The 21,292-nt window shown below is 55.9% G+C and carries 21 protein-coding genes and 1 pseudogene; 13 read left to right on the forward strand and 9 right to left on the reverse strand.

The annotated features are described in order from the left end of the window. Positions 1–193 precede the first annotated feature (193 nt). From gnd to RHM55_RS01595, 4 genes are read left to right on the forward strand one after another with little or no spacing between them, the layout of a single operon-like run. Positions 194–1,171 (forward strand): phosphogluconate dehydrogenase (NAD(+)-dependent, decarboxylating), encoded by a 978-nt coding sequence (gene gnd, locus RHM55_RS01580; RefSeq protein ID WP_322179202.1) that lies wholly within the window; start codon positions 194–196, stop codon positions 1,169–1,171. Beyond that, positions 1,171–2,700, forward strand: coding sequence for a glucose-6-phosphate dehydrogenase (gene zwf, locus RHM55_RS01585; RefSeq protein ID WP_322179203.1), 1,530 nt, complete (start codon positions 1,171–1,173; stop codon positions 2,698–2,700). Before gnd ends, zwf begins: the two co-directional genes overlap by 1 nt. Next, on the forward strand, positions 2,697–3,515 hold the full coding sequence (locus RHM55_RS01590) for an HAD family hydrolase (protein WP_322179204.1): 819 nt from the start codon (positions 2,697–2,699) through the stop codon (positions 3,513–3,515). The genes zwf and RHM55_RS01590 overlap by 4 nt, the downstream gene beginning before the upstream one ends. A gap of 17 nt (positions 3,516–3,532) precedes the next feature. Further along, positions 3,533–5,356, forward strand: a complete 1,824-nt coding sequence (locus tag RHM55_RS01595; protein ID WP_322179205.1) for a glycoside hydrolase family 15 protein — start codon at positions 3,533–3,535, stop codon at positions 5,354–5,356. Here RHM55_RS01595 and nhaB read toward each other — a convergent pair. From nhaB to RHM55_RS01615, 4 genes are all read right to left on the reverse strand, one after another. Continuing rightward, complete coding sequence (gene nhaB / locus RHM55_RS01600; RefSeq protein ID WP_322179206.1) at positions 5,340–6,842, reverse strand: sodium/proton antiporter NhaB; 1,503 nt, start codon at positions 6,840–6,842, stop codon at positions 5,340–5,342. The genes RHM55_RS01595 and nhaB overlap by 17 nt on opposite strands. A gap of 97 nt (positions 6,843–6,939) precedes the next feature. Continuing rightward, positions 6,940–7,620: a DNA oxidative demethylase AlkB gene (alkB, locus tag RHM55_RS01605; protein ID WP_322179207.1), complete on the reverse strand. Its 681-nt coding sequence runs from the start codon at positions 7,618–7,620 to the stop codon at positions 6,940–6,942. Positions 7,621–7,667: 47 nt separating this feature from the next. Continuing rightward, a complete protein-coding gene (locus tag RHM55_RS01610; RefSeq protein WP_322179208.1) occupies positions 7,668–7,847 on the reverse strand; it encodes a hypothetical protein in 180 nt (59 codons plus the stop codon). 34 nt (positions 7,848–7,881) lie between these two features. Beyond that, positions 7,882–8,187: a DUF1883 domain-containing protein gene (locus RHM55_RS01615; RefSeq protein ID WP_322179209.1), complete on the reverse strand. Its 306-nt coding sequence runs from the start codon at positions 8,185–8,187 to the stop codon at positions 7,882–7,884. 166 nt (positions 8,188–8,353) lie between these two features. On the opposite strand from RHM55_RS01615, the gene RHM55_RS01620 reads away from it, so the two are divergent. Together RHM55_RS01620 and RHM55_RS01625 are read left to right on the forward strand one after the other, a co-directional pair. Next, complete coding sequence (locus RHM55_RS01620; RefSeq protein WP_322179210.1) at positions 8,354–8,704, forward strand: hypothetical protein; 351 nt, start codon at positions 8,354–8,356, stop codon at positions 8,702–8,704. Positions 8,705–8,755: 51 nt separating this feature from the next. Next, on the forward strand, positions 8,756–8,986 hold the full coding sequence (locus RHM55_RS01625; RefSeq protein WP_322179211.1) for a hypothetical protein: 231 nt from the start codon (positions 8,756–8,758) through the stop codon (positions 8,984–8,986). 61 nt (positions 8,987–9,047) lie between these two features. On the opposite strand, the gene RHM55_RS01630 is transcribed toward RHM55_RS01625, so the two are convergent. After that, positions 9,048–9,329: a hypothetical protein gene (locus RHM55_RS01630; protein WP_322179212.1), complete on the reverse strand. Its 282-nt coding sequence runs from the start codon at positions 9,327–9,329 to the stop codon at positions 9,048–9,050. Between the two features lie 131 nt (positions 9,330–9,460). Next, positions 9,461–9,649: a hypothetical protein gene (locus RHM55_RS01635; protein ID WP_322179213.1), complete on the reverse strand. Its 189-nt coding sequence runs from the start codon at positions 9,647–9,649 to the stop codon at positions 9,461–9,463. Between the two features lie 371 nt (positions 9,650–10,020). Between RHM55_RS01635 and galU the strand changes: the two genes are divergently transcribed. From galU to RHM55_RS01650, 3 genes and pseudogenes are all read left to right on the forward strand, one after another. Next, positions 10,021–10,854, forward strand: coding sequence for a UTP--glucose-1-phosphate uridylyltransferase GalU (galU, locus tag RHM55_RS01640; protein ID WP_219059733.1), 834 nt, complete (start codon positions 10,021–10,023; stop codon positions 10,852–10,854). Positions 10,855–10,982: 128 nt separating this feature from the next. Further along, on the forward strand, positions 10,983–12,341 hold the full coding sequence (gene gorA, locus RHM55_RS01645; protein ID WP_322179214.1) for a glutathione-disulfide reductase: 1,359 nt from the start codon (positions 10,983–10,985) through the stop codon (positions 12,339–12,341). Positions 12,342–12,941: 600 nt separating this feature from the next. Continuing rightward, positions 12,942–14,210, forward strand: a pseudogene (locus tag RHM55_RS01650) (ATP-binding protein); the annotation flags it as partial. Between the two features lie 21 nt (positions 14,211–14,231). Here the strand turns inward: RHM55_RS01650 and RHM55_RS01655 are convergent. After that, the gene (locus RHM55_RS01655; RefSeq protein WP_322179216.1) at positions 14,232–15,245 is read right to left on the reverse strand and encodes a DNA-binding protein; all 1,014 of its coding nucleotides are present in this window, start codon (positions 15,243–15,245) and stop codon (positions 14,232–14,234) included. Between the two features lie 177 nt (positions 15,246–15,422). Here RHM55_RS01655 and RHM55_RS01660 point away from each other — a divergent pair, with 177 nt between their 5' ends. From RHM55_RS01660 to ahpF, 3 genes are all read left to right on the forward strand, one after another. Continuing rightward, positions 15,423–16,382: a site-specific integrase gene (locus tag RHM55_RS01660; RefSeq protein ID WP_322179217.1), complete on the forward strand. Its 960-nt coding sequence runs from the start codon at positions 15,423–15,425 to the stop codon at positions 16,380–16,382. A gap of 101 nt (positions 16,383–16,483) precedes the next feature. Continuing rightward, a complete protein-coding gene (gene ahpC / locus RHM55_RS01665; RefSeq protein ID WP_219059729.1) occupies positions 16,484–17,047 on the forward strand; it encodes an alkyl hydroperoxide reductase subunit C in 564 nt (187 codons plus the stop codon). A 126-nt stretch (positions 17,048–17,173) separates the two neighbouring features. Continuing rightward, on the forward strand, positions 17,174–18,736 hold the full coding sequence (gene ahpF, locus RHM55_RS01670; protein ID WP_322179218.1) for an alkyl hydroperoxide reductase subunit F: 1,563 nt from the start codon (positions 17,174–17,176) through the stop codon (positions 18,734–18,736). Positions 18,737–18,804: 68 nt separating this feature from the next. Here the strand turns inward: ahpF and gloA are convergent, their stop codons facing one another. Beyond that, entirely contained in the window at positions 18,805–19,326 is a 522-nt protein-coding gene (gene gloA / locus RHM55_RS01675) for a lactoylglutathione lyase (protein WP_322179219.1), read from the reverse strand. A 153-nt stretch (positions 19,327–19,479) separates the two neighbouring features. Here gloA and RHM55_RS01680 point away from each other — a divergent pair, with 153 nt between their 5' ends. After that, positions 19,480–20,031, forward strand: a complete 552-nt coding sequence (locus RHM55_RS01680) for a DUF4946 domain-containing protein (RefSeq protein ID WP_322179220.1) — start codon at positions 19,480–19,482, stop codon at positions 20,029–20,031. Positions 20,032–20,570: 539 nt separating this feature from the next. Here the strand turns inward: RHM55_RS01680 and RHM55_RS01685 are convergent. Next, positions 20,571–20,933, reverse strand: coding sequence for a histone-like nucleoid-structuring protein, MvaT/MvaU family (locus tag RHM55_RS01685; RefSeq protein WP_322179221.1), 363 nt, complete (start codon positions 20,931–20,933; stop codon positions 20,571–20,573). Positions 20,934–21,292 lie beyond the last annotated feature (359 nt).

Consider the following 21,292-nt stretch of genomic DNA (forward strand, 5'->3'; position numbering starts at 1 on the left):
CAAGAATGGAACTTTTTTATTTTTTATTGTCATGAGTGTTTCCTGATCGCGGAAGCGCGCGTTATCAGGCAGGCTCATCCCGACACCCCAGCCTGTTGCGAACTATGTCCGAGCCCTCTGGACTAACCTTTTATGTACTGCCGGGTTATCAGGTGAGGCATTCCCTTTTCTTTGCATTAAGGAGCACCACCACATGCAACTTGGAATTATTGGACTGGGCCGCATGGGCGGCAATATTGCTAGACGGTTGATGCTCAAGGGCCATTCAACCGTGGTTTACGACTGGGATGAAGCCTCCCGCACCACCCTTGCCAAAGAAGGCGCTACCGCTGTTGCAGATATTGCCGCGCTGGTGGCCGCTCTGGAGAAACCGCGCGCAGTGTGGGTCATGCTGCCAGCCGGCGAGCCGACGGAAGAGACCATCGACGTCCTCAGCCAACTGCTCGAAGCGGGTGATGTGATTATTGATGGCGGTAACACGTTCTATAAAGACGATATTCGCCGGGCCCAGGCCCTCACGCAAAAGCATTTGCACTATATCGACGTGGGTACGTCCGGCGGCGTCTGGGGCCTCGATCGTGGTTACTGCATGATGATCGGCGGCGACAGTGCGGTGGTCCAACGTCTCGATCCATTATTCGACAGCCTCGCCCCTGGCTATGGCTCGGTGGCGCGGACCAAAGGCCGCGACGCTCCCGATGATCGGGCTGAACGTGGCTACATTCACGCCGGCCCCGCAGGCTCCGGGCATTTTGTGAAGATGATTCACAATGGCATCGAGTACGGGATGATGCAGGCGTTTGCCGAAGGTTTTGACATTCTCAAAACGAAAGGCTCCGACAACCTTGCGCCTGAACAGCGCTTTGATCTGAATGTGGCTGATATCGCCGAAGTCTGGCGCCGCGGCAGCGTTGTATCCTCCTGGTTGCTGGACCTGACCGCCGATGCGCTGGTTAGCGATCCGCAACTCGAGGCCTATTCCGGTTCAGTGGCTGATAGCGGCGAAGGACGCTGGACCATTGATGCGGCCATGGAGCAGTCGGTGCCTGTGCCCGTATTGTCCGGCGCGCTGTTTGCACGTTTCCGCTCACGCCAGCAGAGTACCTATGGTGACAAACTGCTTTCTGCCATGCGCTTTGGTTTTGGCGGACATAAAGAAGGACCAAAATAATGGGGCTGCTGCACTCCAAGTCAAAACAAAAGCCTGAGGTTGCACCACCTACGACCTTGTTTCTGTTGGGCGCTCACGGTGATCTTGTCAAACGTTTATTGATGCCCGCGCTCTACAATTTGAGCCGGGACGGGTTGCTGGGCAGTGGCATTCACATCGTCGGCGTGGACCACAACGCAATCAGTGACATCGACTTCGCCAAAAAACTCGAAGACTTTATCCGCCAGGAAGCATCGGGCAAGGTCGCCGAGGGTGGGGCTGAGCCACTGGACCCGGAACTGTGGCGTCAACTCGCCTCGCGGATCAGCTACGTGCAGGGAGACTTCCTCGACGACTCCACCTATAGCGATATGGCCGAGAAGATCAAAGACACTAACACAGGGAATGCGGTGTTCTACCTGGCCACGGCACCCCGTTTTTTCAGCGAAGTCGCCAAGCGCCTGGGCTCGTCCGGGTTGCTGGAGGAGCCCGATGGTTATTTCAGGCGTGTGGTGATTGAAAAGCCATTTGGCTCCGATCTGCGTAGCGCTGAAGCCCTGAACGCCTGCCTGCTCAAGGTCATGACGGAAAAACAGATTTATCGAATCGATCACTACCTTGGCAAGGAAACGGTGCAGAACATTCTGGTCAGCCGTTTCTCCAACGGCTTATTCGAAGCCTTCTGGAATAACCACTACATCGACCACGTACAGATCACCGCTGCGGAAACCGTAGGCGTGGAAACCCGGGGCAGTTTTTACGAACATACCGGGGCGCTGCGGGACATGGTGCCCAATCACTTGTTCCAACTGTTGGCGATGATCGCCATGGAGCCACCGGCCGCCTTTGGTGCTGACGCGGTGCGTGGGGAAAAGGCCAAGGTCATCGGTGCGATTCGCCCATGGTCCGAGGAGGAGGCATTGGCTAATTCGGTGCGCGGTCAGTACACCGAAAGCACGATCGGCGACAAAAGCATTGCTGGCTACCGGGAAGAGCCCAACGTGGCAGCTGACAGCACTACGGAAACCTTTGTTGCCTTAAAAGTCATGATCGACAATTGGCGCTGGGTTGGCGTGCCATTCTATCTGCGTACAGGCAAACGCATGAGCGTCCGCGACACCGAAATAGCCATCTGCTTCAAGCCGGCGCCTTACGCACAATTTCGCGACACCGACATCGAAAGGCTCAAACCCAATTACCTGAAAATCCAGATTCAGCCTAACGAAGGCATGGGTTTCGATTTACTGGCGAAACGCCCGGGTCCGACGCTAGAACTGGAAAGCATCCGGCTTGGCTTTGCCTACAAGGATTTCTTCGAAATGCTGCCCTCCACAGGTTATGAAACGCTGATCTTTGATTGCCTTGCGGGGGATCAAACCTTGTTCCAGCGCGCCGACAACATTGAAAATGGCTGGCGTGCGGTGCAGCCGTTTCTGGATGCATGGAGCAAAAACAGCAACGTCGAGCTGTACAAGGCCGGTGAGGATGGGCCCTCTGGTGCCGATGACTTGTTGACCCGCGACGGACGTGAATGGCACAGCATCGGATGAACAGTCAACGACGACCCCTCATCCAGTTTGTGTTGTGCGATATCGACGGCACCTTGTTGCGCCCCGATCACAGTTTGAGCCCGGCAAATATCGAGGCCATCGGGCAATTACGAGCGGCTGGTATCCAGTTCACCCTGGCCAGCAGCCGTCCGCCCAGGGCGATGCGTCAGCAGGTTGAAGCATTGGGTATCGATCTGCCGACCGTGGCGTTCAACGGAGGTTTGATTACCCACCCCGATGGCCGTGTGATGTCGGCCCACCGCATTCCGCAGGCGGCAGCTATCGCCAGCCTGGCAATGTTTGCCGATCACGCGTGTGCCGTTTGGGTATTCGCCGACGATGAGTGGTTATTGCTCGATCCGAATGGCGCTTACGTTGATCACGAACGTCGTACGCTGGGCTACGACCCAATCCTCGTGCCCAGTTTCGAACCCTACCTGGACCGGATAGACAAAATCGTCGCCGCCAGTGCCGATCACGCGTTACTCAAACGTCTCGAAGCACAAGTGAATCCACACATCGCCGGGCTCGCGCTGGCCTCGCGCTCACAAGTGTATTACCTGGATGTCAACGCCGTGGCGGCGAACAAAGGCGCGGCGCTGGTGACATTGGCTGAGTATGTGGGTGTATCGCTGGCACACACGGCCGCCATCGGAGACGGGGGCAACGATGTCGCGATGTTTCATAAGGCGGGACTGTCGATTGCCATGGGCCAGGGCGAGGAAAGCGTGCGCAGCCAAGCTGACTACGTCACCGGCAGCAACTTGGAGGACGGCGTGGCGACGGCAATCAAACGCTACATTCTGCCAGCCTGAATTTTTGGATACCTACTATGGCCGCACTGATTGAAGACTATGCATTGCTCGGCAATTGCAGGACTGCTGCGCTAGTCACAAAGGACGGTTCGCTGGACTGGCTGTGCTTCCCTCGATTCGATGCGCCAGCCTGTTTCGCCGCTTTGCTGGGTGATAGCGATAACGGCCGCTGGAAAATCAGCCCGAAAGATCCGATCAAGCACACCGAAAGGCACTACCGCGAGGGCACGTTGATTCTCGAAACCTTGTTCGAGACCGACACCGGGCGCGCCATGCTGATCGACTTCATGCCCACGGAAACCGCCAGCAACGTGGTACGCATCGTGGTGGGACTGGAAGGGTGCGTGGGGTTCGAGCTGGACCTGTCCATACGTTTTGATTACGGCAGCAGTGTGCCGTGGGTTGAAATGCGCGATCCGCATACCCTGACGGCTGTTGCCGGGCCTGAAATGTTGGTGCTGCGCACGCCGACAGCATTGCATGCGCTGGATCACCGCACTGGCAGCGACTTTCTGGTCGAGGCTGGACAGCGCAAGGTGTTCGTCCTCAGTCATCAAGCGTCGAATCATCCAGTCCATACCGTTATCGACGGCGAAAAAGCGCTGAAAACAACTGAGCAATTCTGGCGGAAGTTTTCTGATCGATGCCCGGAGGTCGGCCAGTGGTCAGCTCAGGTCAAGCGTTCGCTGATCACCCTCAAAGCACTCACGTATGAGCCTACCGGCGGCATCGTCGCGGCGGTGACAACGTCACTGCCAGAGCAGTTGGGCGGAGAACGGAATTGGGATTACCGTTATTGCTGGCTGCGAGACGCAACAATGACCCTCCTGGCATTCATGAACCTGGGTTATTACGAAGAGGCCAGCGCATGGCGGGAATGGCTGTTGCGCTCCGTGGCCGGCAATCCGGAACAGATACAGATTATGTACGGCCTGGGCGGCGAACGGCGTCTGCCGGAATACGAGCTGCCTTGGCTCGGAGGCTACGAAAACTCACGTCCGGTGCGAATCGGCAACGCTGCGGCGACGCAAATGCAACTGGATGTGTATGGCGAGGTCGCCGATGCCATGACTCAGGCCAGTAAAGGTGGTTTGCCAAGGCCGCCACGCAGCACGGCCATCATCAAGGTGATCATGCCGTTTCTGGAAAATGTCTGGCACCTGCCTGACAAGGGCATATGGGAAATTCGTTCTGAGCCAAGGCACTTCACCCATTCCAAGGTCATGGCTTGGGTTGCCTTCGACCGCAACGCGCACTTCGCTGCCCAAGTGGCTGAAACCGAAGAGGACCACGCATTGGCGCGCCATTGCCGTGCGGTTGCCGATGAAATTCATGCGGACGTGTGCCTCAATGGCTTCGATCCGCAACTGGGCAGTTTTGTACAGACCTATGGTTCGACAGCGCTGGATGCCAGCCTGTTGCAGATCGCCTTGACCGGATTTTTGCCGGCAAATGACCCTCGGGTAATCGGCACCGTTGCCGCGATAGAAAAGGCCCTGATGCAAGAGGGTCTGCTGCTGCGCTACGACAGTGATCGGACGCAGGATGGGGTCTCCGGTAGCGAGGGGACCTTCCTGGTGTGTTCGTTCTGGCTTGCCGATGTATATGTGCTGCTGGGCCGTCATGCTGAGGCCCGCGCGTTGTTTGATCGATTGTGCGGCTTGTGCAATGACGTTGGGTTGCTGGCTGAGCAATATGACGTCTTGGGGAAGCGCATGCTCGGCAACTTCCCTCAGGCGTTCAGTCACATCGGCATTATCAACACGGCGCTGAACCTGCACCGCACGGCGTGCCCGGCCAAGGCACGAGCCAGCGGTTGTGCTGCTACAACCAATAGCTGACCGCGTACCAACCCAAAAGGCCCATGACCACGGTGTAGGGCAGGGCCATCCAGACCATGCGCCCGTAGGACAGGCGTATCAGGGGGGCAATCGCCGAAGTCAGCAGAAACAAAAACGCTGCCTGACCATTCGGTGTGGCAACGCTGGGCAGGTTGGTCCCGGTGTTGATTGCAATAGCCAGTGCCTCGAAGTGTTCACGGCTCATGTGCCCGGAAATAAACGCCTGCTTCACTTCGGTGATGTAAATGGTGGCAACGAACACGTTATCGCTGATAGCCGACAGCAGGCCATTGGCAATGAATAGCATGCCTGGCTGTTGCTCGGGCGGCAGGCTCAGCACCCAGTGGATCAGCGGCGTGAACAGTTGCTGATCGTGAATCACCGCGACGACAGCAAAGAACGTGACGAGCAGGGCCGTGAAGGGCATTGCATCCTTGAATGCCTCGCCGATGCGGCTGTCTTCGGTGATCCCGGTAAACGCCGTGATCAGCACAATTACCAGCAGGCCGATCAGTCCCACTTCGGCGATATGGAACGCCAGCCCGCCAATCAGAATCAGCGCTGACAGCCCCTGCACGATCAAGGCTGCGCGTTGGTCGTTGGTTCGTTCGGCATTATCTTGAGCTGCGTAGTCAGCCAGCACCTTGCGCACGCTGACGGGCAACAAGGCGCCGTAGCCGAACCAGCCCAGTTTTTCCAGCAACACACAGGTCACGAGTCCGGCCACCAACACTGGCAGTGAAACAGGTGCGACATACAGGAAAAACTGGCTGAAATTCCAGCCCATTTCATGCCCGATCAATAGATTCTGTGGCTCGCCAACCAGGGTGCAGACACCGCCGAGTGCCGTACCGACTGCGCCGTGCATTAACAAACTGCGCAGGAACGAGCGGAATTGGTCCAAGTCGGCATGGTGATCGGTGTGCAGGCTCTGATCATCGTTGAATGCAATCGGTTCGCGTGGATTGTTGCCCGAGGCGACCCGGTGATAGACCGAATAGAAGCCAACCCCAGCGCTGATGATGACTGCCGTCACGGTCAGCGCATCCAGAAATGCCGAGAGAAACGCTGACAAGAAGCAAAACATCAACGCGAGGATGCTTTTCGAGCGCACACCGAGCAAGAGACGGGAAAATAGGAACAACAACAGGTCTTTCATGAAGTAGATGCCTGCGACCATGAACATCAACAGCAGGATCACCGGGAAATTGTGCAGCAGTTCGTCATACAGTGCCTGCGGGCTGGTCATCTTCATCAGCAAGGCTTCGATCATCAATAACCCGCCGGGCAGCAGCGGGTAACACTTGAGCGCCATCGCCAAGGTGAAAATAAACTCACCCACCAGCAGCCATCCTGCTGCAACCGGGCCAGCCACCCACAGTAACAGTGGGTTGACGACCAAAAACAGCAGCAGACAAAGCTTGTACCAGCGCGGTGAATGTCCGAGAAAATTGTGCGCGAAGGCGCTGGCCAAAGAGCGGAGCATGGAAAGTCCTTGAGGTAAGACGTGCCGGCAAAGTGCCGTATGCGATGGTCAAGATCAAGCGCGGGGTTTAGTTACAGTCTTTCGGGGGCGGCGCGCTTTACCCGGCCTTGCGAAAGGTAAAGTTGATACGCTGTTCACCCAGCAGCGGATGCTCAGCGTGTTTGAGTGGCAAGACGCCATGGTAGCGCAGTCGGTCTTCTCCGCCCCACACCACCACGTCGCCATGAAACAGCGGGACGCGTTGGGCTTTGTCGCTACGCGCCATGCCGCCAAACAAGAACATGGCCGGGATGCCCAAGGACACCGAGACGACCGGCCACTCATAGTCGAGTTCGTTTTTGTCCTGATGCAAGGACATTTTTGCCCCAGGTGCATAGCGGTTGATCAGGCAGACATCGGGCACGAAGCCTGCAAATCCGGTCTTGCTCGCCGCCGCCTGGGCCAGTTGCATGAACACATCAGGCAAGCCTGGCCATGGGTTGCCGGAGCCTGGATCGATTGGGGTATAGCGGTAGCCGCTGCGGTCAGTGACCCAGCCGAGACTGCCGCAATTGCTCAAGGCCGCCGACATAGTGAAACCACCAGGGGTGACCATATGCCTGAAAGGGGCCTCGCTGAGAACACGCTCCAGCGCAGGCAATAGGTGTTCGCCCCGCGACAGAGCGAATCCCCTGAGGACAAACGAGCGCGGGCCGATGTGTTCAATGCAGGGCGCCGGCAGAGTGTCATCGGCGAACAAGTCAAGGGTGGCAGGCACCGAACGCTCACGTCGAATCATGGGAAGTCTCTGCTGATTCGTCTGTGTGCCCGTCGCTCAAGCGCGACTCAGAGCGCCTTACTGACTTTGACGTCGGTCACTTTATCGTCGCTGCCGTTGTGCATTTTTTCGAGAGTCGCCTTAGCTTCCTCGGAGGAGGCTGATTGCAGCTGAGCAAACTCAAACCGGCGTTCGCCGTTGAGTTTGTAGCTGATAGCGTATTTGGTGGTAGCGGTGGGAGTGCTCACAAGGGATTCCTTTTCTGACACGATTCAAGCGTTATCAGCTCAGCCGGGTTGCCGAACGACGAACAATCTTGATGGTGTGAGTGAACGACGGCTTGCGGCCACCGCCCGTATCGACTTTTCGCCCCGCGGTATCAATGGTGATGTTCCAGAAACCGGTGCTGGGTGCCACAATCTTCGCCGGGAATCTGTCGAAAGCACCGCCGTGGTAAGTGTGGCGGCCGCCGTTCTTGAAACTGCGGAAATTCGCGTCATTCATCAAGCGGATATTGCAGAGCTGGGAACACTCAATGACGACGATGTCGTCTTCGTTGAGATGCTCGCGCTGGTGTACAAATTTCATGGTGTCTCCGAAAAAGGCTTTTTCTGCAAAATCAAAACGATAGCATGAGCGCGCAGGCATTTAATCGCCGATACCCATTTTATTACGTTAATACTCGATAAAAAGTGCCTAAACCCGGATCTAATCGTTCTCAGGCTTGTCGTAGGATTCTAACTGGAGGGATTGTATGAAATTGGCAGTAGTTTTTTTGGCTCTCGCGATGACCGGCTGCGCGACTCTTGAAGAGATTGAGCATACCCCACCTACCATGAGCGTAATTTCCGGCAAGAGCCCGAAAGCCTATGCCGATTGCTTGGTGGGTAAGCTAGCCAATAGCCGCAAGCCGCCGTTGATCGAGGCAAACAATGATGGCTTGCGCGTCATCATTGCGCAAAAATTCAGCTCGGACCCCGCAGCAGTGGTGATGATCGAAAACCGTTCCAGTGGCAGCTCAATCAAGGTCTACGAACGTATCGCGAACATGCCGCTGCGGCCCATGGATGTCCAGAAAGCCGCCACAGATTGCATCTCCGGCTGAAGCCGGAAGCAGGTCTGACGGGGTGGAGAGTTTCGATTGTTTGAGGGATGTATGAAGCGAGAGTTGGTGACGCTGCGGCATGCAGAAGGGAATATTTCGACCACTCACATCATTCAGAATCCGGCCACTGCGGGGGAGTGGATCGTATTTTTCAAGACAAGCGCGGGCACAAGCTTTTTTCTGGTAGATGATGACGACGAAGTCGAGTCTTTCTACCAGTTGGACGAGTTGGTGGTAACCATCCGCGGGCTGGGTATCAAGTTTGCGGAAATTCACCTGTAAAAGCCCTGTCAGTTCAAAAAAACAGTCGACGGGGCATTTTCTGGTGGACGTGAAGTCAGTGCTACTTACAGGTCACGATTACGTTGCGGCTTTTGTAGTTGCCTACGTCGACGCCTAGCGTTTTGTCGCTTTCTTTAGGTTGCGCCGTCCCATTAGTCGCAACAATGTTGTAGCCCGTGCCTGCGCAGGAGGCGTCCGCTTTCTCGTAGCAACTGCTCCAAGACATGGCTTCTCCTGAACAGTCGATGCTCAGGCCCTGCTGGCCGTTGTTCAAGTAGGTATTAGACGCGGTCGCACAGCCGGTGAGCCCCAGTACAGCGATAACTGATAAAAGTTTGTTCATGGTTTCATGCTTCGTGATGAGCGCTATCGAGGAGTGTCTGCCATTTTTTCGACCGACTGATGGCGTAATAGTTGCACGCGAATCATGCGAGATTTACGTCCCGCACACATCGGCATCGCGACCATCGACGATCAGGGTTTAGGGTTGGAGCGGCGGCGCGGGGCTTTGGGTTGGTCTTGCAGGACTGCGGCGACTTCGATGGCTGCGCTTTCCGAGGCGAACGGACCCGCAATAGCTTCGCCAAGGGCATCAGACACCCACCATTGGCCGTCCTGCAATTTGTTGATCAGGTATCCATTAACGCTTTTCACTTCCGACATCATCAATCTCTTTGGATGTTCCAGGCCGTGCATGATAAAGCGCATGTCCACACGCTGCACTTTATTCCCGCACAACCAAGCGGGGTCAACTACGCTTGAGCGAGTCACGGCGCACCGTGTTCAAGGTGTAGGGGCCTTGGCTCAAGTGATTGAATGTGCGCCGTCCGGCAGACAGATTTCGATCATATATGTGATTTGAAGCGTGGACCAACAGTCTTTGAAGCGTGCAATATCTACGATGTTGCGGAACTATATGTGCTGAAATTCCTCTACCAAAGCAGCGGACGGCCAGTGACGGGGCATTGTAAGGTTGCCGCCGCCTGATTAGACTGCGCCGCAAACAGCCACAGCCTTTTTTATTAGGGACTTATATGATCAAGAAATGCTTGTTCCCAGCAGCCGGTTACGGCACTCGCTTTCTGCCAGCGACAAAAGCCATGCCCAAGGAAATGCTGCCGGTGGTCAACAAGCCACTGATCCAATACGGCGTGGAAGAAGCACTTGATGCAGGTCTGAATGAAATCTCCATCGTCACGGGTCGTGGCAAACGAGCTCTGGAAGACCACTTTGACATCAGCTATGAGCTGGAAAACCAGATCAAGGGTACCGACAAGGAAAAATACCTGGTCGGTATTCGTCGCCTGATCGACGAATGCAGCTTCTCCTACACGCGCCAGACCGAAATGAAAGGCCTAGGCCACGCAATCCTCAGTGGTCGCCCTTTGATCGGCAACGAAGCGTTTGCTGTCGTACTGGCCGATGACCTGTGTGTGAACCTTGAAGGTGAGGGCGTTCTGGCTCAGATGGTCAAGCTGCATAAGCACTATGGCTGCTCGATCATTGCGATTCAGGAAGTCGATCCACAGGAAACCAACAAGTATGGTGTGATCGCTGGTGATGAAATCAAGGACGGTCTCTACCGCGTCACTAACATGGTAGAAAAGCCGGCTCCTGAGGACGCACCGTCCAATCTCGCGATTATCGGCCGCTATATCCTGACCCCTGACATCTTCAAATTGATCGAAGAGACTCCGCCGGGCAAAGGCGGTGAAATCCAGATCACCGACGCCCTGATGAAACAGGCCGAGCAAGGCAACGTGCTGGCCTACAAGTTCAAGGGCAAGCGTTTTGACTGCGGTGGCGCTGAAGGCTACATCGAAGCGACCAACTTCTGCTTCGAGCACTTCTACAAGAAGGGCAGCTAAGCATCTGAGTTTCTTTCAGGCTTGCTTATAGGACAAAGCCACCTTCGGGTGGCTTTGTCGTTTCTGGCCAACAGCGCTGACCGACAATGCCGAAGCGGTTATGCTGTTGGCCTGCTAAGGAGACAGCAATGGCCTACGACTTCGACCTTTTTGTGATTGGTGCCGGTTCCGGCGGTGTACGAGCGGCACGTTTTGCCGCCGGTTTTGGTGCGCGCGTAGCGGTTGCGGAAAGCCGATACCTGGGTGGTACCTGTGTCAACGTGGGTTGTGTGCCGAAAAAATTGCTGGTCTACGGCGCTCACTATTCTGAAGATTTTGAGCAAGCCAAAGGCTTTGGCTGGTCGGTCGGTGAGGCCAGGTTCGATTGGCCGACCTTGATTGCCAACAAAGACCGTGAAATCCACCGCCTTAATGACATCTATCGCAACCTGCTGGTTAACAGTGGCGTGACTCTGCTTGAGGGGCACGCCAAGCTGCGCGATCCGCATCAGGTTGAAATCGGCGGTCAGATTTACAGCGCCGAACACATTTTGATCGCGACCGGCGGCTGGCCACAGGTCCCGGAATTCCCTGGAAGCGAACTCGCGATTACCTCTCAGGAGGCTTTTTTCCTCAAACAGCTGCCAAAACGTATCGTAGTGGTTGGCGGTGGCTATATCGCCGTGGAGTTTGCGTCGATCTTCAACGGTCTTGGCGCTGAGGTCACTCAGCTGTATCGCGGCGAATTATTCCTGCGCGGTTTCGATGGTGCCGTTCGGACGCATCTGCAGCAAGAACTGACCAAGCGCGGCATTGATCTGCAATTCAATTCCGATATCGCGCGAATCGACAAACAAGACGACGGTAGTTTGCAGTTGTCGCTCAAGGACGGTCGTCAATTGACCGCCGACTGCGTGTTTTACGCCACCGGGCGGCGGCCGATGCTGGATAATCTGGGGCTGGAAAATACCCGGATCAAGCTCGACAAGGCTGGCTATATCGAAGTCGACGAGCGCTATCAAAGCAGCGAACCGTCGATTCTGGCGATTGGCGACGTCATCGGTGGGGTGCAGCTGACGCCAGTCGCGCTGGCCGAAGGCATGGCGGTTGCTCGGCGCCTGTTCAAGCCTGAGCAGTATCGTCCGGTTGACTACACTCATATTCCAACGGCGGTTTTCAGTCTGCCGAACATTGGTACCGTGGGCCTGAGCGAGGAAGATGCCAGGAAAGCAGGGCACGAGGTTCAGATTTTTGAAAGCCGTTTCCGCCCAATGAAGCTGTCGCTCACCGACAATCAGGAGCGCACGCTGATGAAGCTGGTGGTCGACGTCAAAACGGATAAGGTGCTCGGTTGCCACATGGTCGGGCCAGATGCCGGCGAAATCATCCAGGGCTTGGCCATCGCGTTGAAAGCCGGCGCCACCAAACAGATATTCGATGAAACCATTGGTGTACACCCGACGGCAGCCGAGGAATTTGTCACGTTGCGTACGCCCGTCGCCAGCTAAGCTGGTTAAATATCGCCAGTCATCACTCGAGCTGCAGGATGAGGATTGAGCCATGCAGAAGAAATTTTCAGGACGTGGGTCAGTTTCTTGAGTAGCCACAACCTTTGGGGCGCTGTGCCCTGGAGCGAGGAGGCGCGGTTAGCTGCGCTTGCTCACTTCAACATCCTCGACACGTTACCAGAGCAGGCATTCGACGATATTGCCTGTCTCGCGGCCCAACTGTGCGAGGTGCCGATGGCGCAGATCAATCTGATCGATGCCGGGCGCCAGTGGCCAAAGGCTCAGGCCGGGCTGGCGTTGCCGGAAGTGCTCTTCGCAGATTCCATTTGCGTTCAGACGATTCGTCAGCCCGGCGTGATGATGGTCGCCGATCTGCGAGTGGATCCACGTTTCGCCGATAACCCTCTGGTCGCCAATGCCCCAAACCTGCGTTTTTATGCCGGGACCGCGCTACTCACCGCTGAAGGGCTGCCGCTGGGTACGCTCTGTGTCTACGATGTAGAGCCTCGACATCTTTCCGAGTCGAAGCTTGCCGCTCTGGTCGCCTTGGCACGACAGGTGGTCAGCCAGTTGGAGTTGCGTCGGGCTTTGTACGATCAGCAAGAAGCGCTGCGTGATCTCAATGAGGGTCTGGAGCGGCGGGTGGCAGAGCGCACCCTGGAAATGCTTCGGATCAACGAATTGCTTCAAGTCGAAATGAGAGAGCGTGAAAACGCTGAAGAGGCGTTGCGCCATGCACAAAAAATGGACGCTATCGGGCAACTGACTGGCGGTATTGCCCACGACTTCAACAACATGCTGACGGGCGTACTTGGCGCGCTTGAGTTGATTCAGCGACGCGTCGCCGCCGGGCGCGTAGGGGAAATCGGTCGCTATATTGATGCGGCGATGACCTCGGCCAACCGTGCGGCCTCGTTGACGCACCGACTACTGGCGTTTGCCCGGCGTCAGTCGCTGAACCCGAAGGCGGTGGACGTGAATCGGATGGTGATCTCCATGGAGGAGTTGCTGCGGCGCACGCTTGGCGAAAGTATCGTATTGCGCACTGACCTTCAGGCTCGCTTGTGGCAAGCCAACACCGACGAACATCAGTTGGAAAACGCCTTGTTGAACCTGGTGATCAATGCCCGCGACGCGATGCCTGGCGGTGGACAGCTGACGATCAGAACAGCCGTCGCGCGCATCGATATCCAGCAGGACACGCTGGCGCCCGGTGAGTACGTGCTGCTGAGCGTTGAGGACAGCGGTAGCGGAATGTCGGCCGAGGTGCTCGGTCGTGCCTTCGATCCCTTTTTTACCACCAAGCCGATCGGGCAGGGCACCGGGCTAGGGTTGTCCATGGTTTACGGGTTCATCAAGCAAACCGGTGGTCATGTGCACATCGACAGCGCCGAGGGGCAGGGTGCGCGTATTCATTTGTATTTGCCTTGCCATCTGGAGCGGGGTGAGCGGCATATCGCCGAACACGAAAACCCGAGCCCGCCGCGGGCGCTAAAGGGCGAGCGAGTGCTGGTGGTCGAGGGCGAGGTGGCAGTGCGCACGCTGGTGGTCGATGAATTGCGTGAGCTAGGTTACGCGACGCTTGAGGCTGGCGACGGTGAAGCCGCACTCATTGTGTTGCAAGGCCAGGAGCGTATTGATCTGCTGGTCAGTGATGTCGTGCTGCCAGGGCTTGACGGGCAACAACTGGCAGACACTGCCCGACAGCATCGTCCTGATCTGAGTGTGTTGTTCATGACGGGTTATGCGAGTAGTGCTGAAATGTGCGCGGGGTTTCTTGATCAAGGCATGGATATGTTGATCAAACCATTCAGCATCGATGAGCTGGCACTCAAAGTGCGCAAAATGATCGAGCGCGCACGACCTTGAGCGCGAGGGCCTGAGTGTTGATTACAGTTGCGGTGTTGGTGTTTCGGACACTTCGTTGATAGCTGAATGAGATGTGCGCAGGTTTTCCAGGGCTAACTCAGCCTTGATCAACTCGAGCTGAAGTGTTTGGTTTGACTGTTGTTGCTCGGTCAGAACCTGTTTTAGCAGATCACTTTCGCTCTGTGCTGCACTCAGGCGTTCTTGCAGTAATGCGCATTGAGTGTGCGTGTGTTGGTACTGCTCGCTCAGACGTGCCGATTGGTTCGTCGCCTTATTCAATTGCTCTTGCCGCGCGCTCAGCTCGCGCAGGGTGCTGCGGGTTTCGGCCAGCAAGCGCTCATTGTCACGGTTCAGTTGGGTGATCTCATCCTGGCGCATCATCGCGCTTTGTTGTGCCTGACGCAGCTCCATCTGCACCTGTTGCAACTGCCCCTCGTGACGACGCTGTTCCTGCTCACGCTGTTCCTTGACTGAGTTGCGATAGTGCTCAAGAGCGTCACGCGCATGCAGGTGTTTTTCCTCCAGCGACCGTATTTGTCCCTCCTTGTCCTGCACGCGAAGCTCAAGATCCTGATGGGCTTGAAAGAGGCGGGCGGTAGTTGTTTGCTCGGTATGCAGCAACTGGCGAGTGGCGTCCAGCGCTGCGTTTTGTACGCGAAGATCATCGCTTTGGGCGGTGAACTGGATTTGTAGCTCGCTCAGCTGGTGCTGTGCTGCCATCAATTCCTGTCGCAGTTCATCCTGTTTAGCTGTAAAGGCGTTTTGCGCCTGGTCGACAAGCGCTTGCGCCTGTTCCTGTAATCGCTGCGCCAGTCGACTCACCAGCTCAGTCAACTCGTCCCCGATCTCGGCCTGTGGCGCATTGCTGCGGGCATCAGTTTCGTCCAATTCCTTCAAATAACGGTGAATGGTCGTCTTCGAGCCGGTGTTACCCATTTCGATACGTACTGCGTCGATGCTCGGGTGCTCGCCGCGGGCAAGCAGCGCGGTGCGTGCCATTTGAACGACTGCCTTGTTTACACCGCCGCGTGCCATGTCGAACTCCTACGATTTCGTACTGTGGTATGTACTCTGTAATTACATACTATATTAATGTGAATTATGCTGCTGTATTTATAAAAATACACATGGGATATTAAGGTATTATCCAATCCGATCCGCAAAAAACGCGTTTCAACCGCGCTTTTCAGTACACAAACGGAATCTCCAACCATGAATAATCTCGATCGCTACTTATCAGCTGCGATCCGTGACAACACGCGGCGCAGCTACCGGGCGGCCATCGAGCATTTCGAAGTGACGTGGGGCGGGTTTCTGCCCGCGACCAGCGACAGCGTGGCGCGCTACCTGGTGGCGTATGCCGGCGTGCTGTCGATCAACACGCTGAAGTTGCGTTTGTCTGCATTGGCGCAATGGCACAACAGCCAAGGATTTGTAGACCCGACCAAAGCGCCCGTCGTACGAAAGGTGTTCAAGGGTATTCGCGCCCTGCATCCCGCTCAGGAGAAACAGGCTGAGCCACTGCAACTGCAACAGCTGGAACACGTGGTGGCGTGGCTCGATCAAGAAGCCGTACAGGCGCTGGCCGATAACAATCAGCCTGAGCTTTTGCGTTGTCGTCGCGATGCGGCGCTGATCCTGCTGGGATTCTGGCGAGGTTTTCGCAGCGACGAACTGTGTCGCCTGGACATCGAACATGTTCAAGCCGTCGCGGGCTCGGGGATCAGTCTGTACCTGCCACGCAGCAAAAGTGATCGGGACAATCTGGGCAAAACCTACCAGACTCCGGCACTTCAGCGTTTATGCCCGGTACAGGCCTACATCGAGTGGATCAATTGCGCAGCTCTGGTGCGCGGCCCGGTATTCAGAGCCATTGATCGCTGGGGCAATCTGGGCGAAGAGGGCTTGCACGCCAACAGCATCATTCCGTTGCTGCGTCAGGCGTTGGAGCGTGCGGGCATTCCCGCCGAGCAGTACACCAGTCACTCATTACGCCGGGGTTTTGCCACGTGGGCGCACCGCAGCGGTTGGGACCTGAAGTCGCTGATGAGCTATGTCGGCTGGAAAGACATGAAGTCGGCTTTGCGCTACATCGAAGCCACGCCATTCATGTCAATGAGTGGCGGCGCAGAGGCTCCAGTGATTTCTTCTATTAATAAACATCTCTTATAGTGAAAACCAATCAGCGGCATGAGGTTTGCCAATGAGCCCATGCAGCCGGTTGTGCGTAAGATCCGTCTCATAGATTTTTCCAACCACCAGGAGATTCATCGATGCCTATCATCAACAGCCAAGTCAAGCCATTCAAAGCCACTGCGTTCGCCAACAACGCATTCGTCGACGTCTCTGAAGCCGACCTGAAAGGCAAATGGTCTGTCGTATTCTTCTACCCAGCTGACTTCACCTTCGTTTGCCCTACCGAACTGGGCGATCTGGCTGATAACTATGCTGAGTTCAAGAAACTGGGCGTTGAAATCTACGGCGTGTCGACTGACACCCATTTCGCTCACAAAGCTTGGCACGACACGTCCGAGGTGATCAGCAAAGTCCAGTTCCCATTGATCGGCGACCCGACTCACGTGATCTCGCGTAACTTTGATGTGCTGATCGAAGAAGCAGGTCTGGCTGACCGTGGCACCTTCGTGATCAACCCTGAAGGTCAGATCAAAATCGTTGAACTCAACGATGGTGGCGTAGGCCGTGATGCTTCCGAGCTGCTGCGCAAGGTCAAAGCTGCTCAGTACGTTGCTGCTCACCCAGGCGAAGTTTGCCCTGCCAAATGGAAAGAAGGCGAAGCCACTCTGGCCCCGTCTCTTGATCTGGTCGGCAAGATCTAAGTCGACATGCATCGGCTGGGGGCCATGAGCTCTTAAGCACGTAATCCGCATCGCCCCCAAAAACGCCCGGGCGACCATCGCCTGGGCGTTGTTTTTTCTAGCGTACAAAAAAAGGAAGTCGCCCTCATGTTGGACGCCACTCTTAAAGCCCAGCTGAAGTCATACCTGGAGCGGGTTACCCTGCCGTTCGAGATCGTTGCATCCCTTGATGACGGCGCGAAATCCGAAGAAATGCTCGCGCTGCTCAAAGACGTCGTCAGTCTGACGCCGCACATCACCTTGCTCGACAGCGGGACTGATGCGCGCACGCCGTCGTTCTCGTTGAACCGCCCGGGAGCCGATATCAGCCTGCGCTTTGCCGGCATCCCAATGGGCCACGAATTCACCTCGCTGGTGTTGGCGCTGTTGCAAGTTGGCGGCCATCCGTCCAAAGCCAGCGCAGACGTTATCGAACAGATTCGCTCGCTCAAGGGCGAATTCAATTTTGAAACCTATTTTTCCCAGTCTTGCCAGAACTGCCCGGACGTCGTTCAAGCCTTGAACTTGATGGCCGTACTCAACCCTGGCATCCGTCACGTCGCCATCGACGGTGCATTGTTCCAGGCTGAAGTCACTGACCGGCAGATCATGTCCGTGCCGAGCGTTTACCTGAACGGTGAATTGTTTGGTCAGGGTCGCATGGGGCTGGAGGAAATTCTGGCCAAGATCGACACAAGCGCAGGTGATAGGCAAGCTGAAAAGCTCAATGCCAAAGACGCCTTTGATGTGCTGATAGTCGGTGGTGGCCCTGCCGGTGCGGCGGCTGCGGTCTACGCGGCACGCAAAGGCATTCGTACCGGTGTTGCGGCTGAGCGTTTTGGCGGTCAGGTGCTTGATACCATGGCCATCGAGAACTTCATCTCTGTTCAGCACACCGAGGGCCCTAAACTGGCCGTTGCGCTGGAAGAGCACGTCAAGCAATACGACGTCGACATTATGAACCTGCAGCGCGCGGATCAGCTGATTCCGGGCAAGGCCGGAGCGTTGCACGAAGTGAAGTTCGCCAGCGGCGCCTCGCTCAAATCCAGGACCGTTATTCTCGCGACTGGCGCAAGGTGGCGCGAAATGAACGTCCCCGGCGAGCAGCAATACCGCAACCGTGGCGTGGCGTACTGCCCACACTGCGATGGCCCGCTGTTCAAGGGTAAACGTGTCGCCGTGATTGGTGGTGGCAACTCGGGTGTAGAAGCAGCTATCGACCTGGCGGGTGTCGTCAGTCATGTCACCTTGCTGGAGTTTGATGTCCAGCTGCGCGCCGACGCAGTGTTGCAGCGCAAGCTCAACAGCCTGCCGAACGTCACGGTGATCACCAGCGCGCAGACCACGGAAGTGACGGGCGACGGCCAAAAGGTCAACGGCTTGCTCTACAAAAATCGCCAATCCGGCGAAACATTGACCATCGAGCTAGAAGGGATCTTCGTCCAGATCGGCTTGCTGCCTAACACTGACTGGCTCAAAGGCACCCTCGAGTTGTCACCGCGCGGCGAGATCGTTGTTGATTCACGTGGCGAAACCTCTATTCCCGGGATTTTCGCCGCCGGTGACGTCACCACCGCGCCCTACAAGCAGATCATCATCGCGCTGGGCGAAGGTGCCAAAGCATCGTTGAGTGCGTTCGATCACTTGATCCGTACTTCTGCACCGGAGTGATTCAGGCGCTTGCGATTAAGGAGCCTCCTGCATGCAGGGGGCTTTTTGATAACAATCGTACTTAGAGGTCAGAGCGGCGTCGGCTGAATGATTTCGACCCAATAGCCATCCGGGTCTTTGATGAAGGCCAGGCTGTTCATGCGGCCATCGGCCAGGCGCTTCTGAAACGGGACGCCCAGGCTTTCGAAGCGTACGCACGCCACGTGAACATCCGGGACTGAGAGGCAGATATGGCCGAAACCGCGCGGGTCGGTGTTGCCGTTGTGGTAGGTGAAGGCCGTGTCGTTCTCGGTACCGTGGTTGTGAGTCAGCTCCAGAATCCCGGGAATGGATTTCATCCACTGGTTGCGAGCGGCTTCACCTGCAGGGATCTGGGCTTTATCCACCAGCGCAAGGAAATACAGGCTGAATTCGGCTTCAGGGAAATCACGTTTTTCAACCAGGCTGAAGCCTAATACGCGGGTGTAGAAATCCAGGGAAGCCGTAATGTCCTTGACCCGCAGCATGGTGTGGTTGAACACAAAGCCCAGTGTCGCGACATCCGGGGTGGCGGTGACGCCGGCAAAGGTGTTCAGTTCGTGCAAGCTCATGGGTATCTCCCGTTAAAAAATCTGTAATCGCCAAATGATACGGGGCAGGGCAGTCGGTGCCAAACCCGGGCGGTGATAAAAAGACGGCAAAGCCTTGTCCGTTGGCGGTGACAGGCTCAAACTTTCCGGCTCATTGTCCTGGTAGTACCGATCATGATTTACCTGCAACGCAGATCATCCTTGATAAGCCTGTGCCTGCTGCTCGGTCTGAGCGGTGTGCATGCGGCCGATGTGATGATCACCTGGCCGAGCGGTTGGGAAGTAGAGCCTTTGCCCCCAGTCGCTGATGCGGCAGCTCAGCCGTCAGTGCAGATGAGACAACGCGCAGTGAAGAATGATCAGAATGGCGACCCGATCATGGTCATGGAGTTGACTCAATCGCGGCTTCAGCCGGGGCATGATGTCAACGTGCAGAGCGTATTGCTGGAAATGCGCAAATCAGTCCAGATCGACTTTGCCCGTGGTGGATTTCAGAGCGTTTGCAGCAAGATCCATAAAAGCACCCTGAGTGATCTTCCGGCGCTGGAAACCACCTGCACCATCACTCAGAACGGCGGGCACGTCATGACTCAGACCCTGGTCGCGGCCGCAAGCCACGACATGGCCTGGTCACTTTCCTACGCGGGCTCTGCCGATGGCTACGTCGCGAGCAAGGAGGAGGTGCAACGCATTAGGGACAGCCTGCACTTGGTGGTTGCGCCGTAAACGTAAAGGCGCGAGCCATCGCTGGCGCCAAATAACAGACAAAAAGAAACCCGCCGAAGCGGGTATTGGGGCGCTAATCCTTTAGCAGTGCTCATCCTGTAAGAATCGATGTGAAAAATGTGTGAAGTGAAAAGTCAGCCCGACTAGTGAGCGCGATGGTGCCGGGCGGGTGCGACTCCCACAATCGGGGTTGAGCTTCTCGGTGCATCGCAGGGCTGACCATTATTAGATGCGCGCAGATGCAGTATCGAATGGCCACTACATGAACTCTCTTCAAGTAAACTGTCTGTTATTATTTTGTTACATTGCCGACTTCTGCGACGAAAGAGAACAGTCAAGTCGAGACCTGAAGGAAAAGTCTGAAATACCTGTATGAATAGGCATCTGTATGAATATGTACCTGATTGAACTACTAGCGACACTCTTCGTGACTATTTTCCTGTCGGAAAGCTGAACCAGTGACTCATTGCCATAGCGGTGAAGTTGACAGGCAATAAAAAGCCCTGCACGGCAGGGCTTTTTAAGTTCGATGATTTGGATCAAGTGCGAAGCCATGAATCTACGGTATCGACACCGTATTGCTCTTTCCAGGCTTTCAGACCACGGTGATTACCACCTTTTGTTTCAATCAACTCACCTGTGTGCGGGTTCTGATAAACCTTCACGACACGTGCCCTGCGGCGTTTTGGACCTGTAGGCGCGACCTGAGACGACGAGCTGTTGGGGTCGAGGATGGCGACGATGTCGCGCAGGCTCTTGCCGTAGCTGCTCATCAAGCCCTGAAGCTTCTGTTCGAATTCGATCTCCTTCTTTAGTCCAGCGTCATTCTTCAAGGACTCCAGCTGTGCCAGCTGTTCTTGAAGGGCTTTTTCTGCTGCGCGAAACTCGGCGAGTCTAGACAAATATGTTACTCCGACAGTGTAGTTGGCTGTTCCCAGCCCGACAAAGCTATAAGCAAGAGCTTCTGGCCGACGCTTTCGTTCAATTCTCTACCACAACCCCTGAGCGAGTTCCTTCTGTGAAGAAACTAACGGCTTGCGGTCAGTCGCGCCCAAGTGAAAAAGGGTAGTTGATAACCCGTTGCGGGTAAATAATGCACTTTTTTTTCGAGTTAGAAAATAGTCTTTATGCAAATGATTATAGTGAGCGCGGAATTTCACTTTGCCGACGCCCTAATTCTTTGTGGTATCAGATGAAGGACCGTGTAAGTAATTTCCGATATTAGCCGCGCGTCGGAAAACCAGGAACATTGGCTTCCGGC

This window comes from Pseudomonas sp. MH9.2, from assembly GCF_034353875.1.
In the GTDB taxonomy this organism is placed as follows: domain Bacteria; phylum Pseudomonadota; class Gammaproteobacteria; order Pseudomonadales; family Pseudomonadaceae; genus Aquipseudomonas.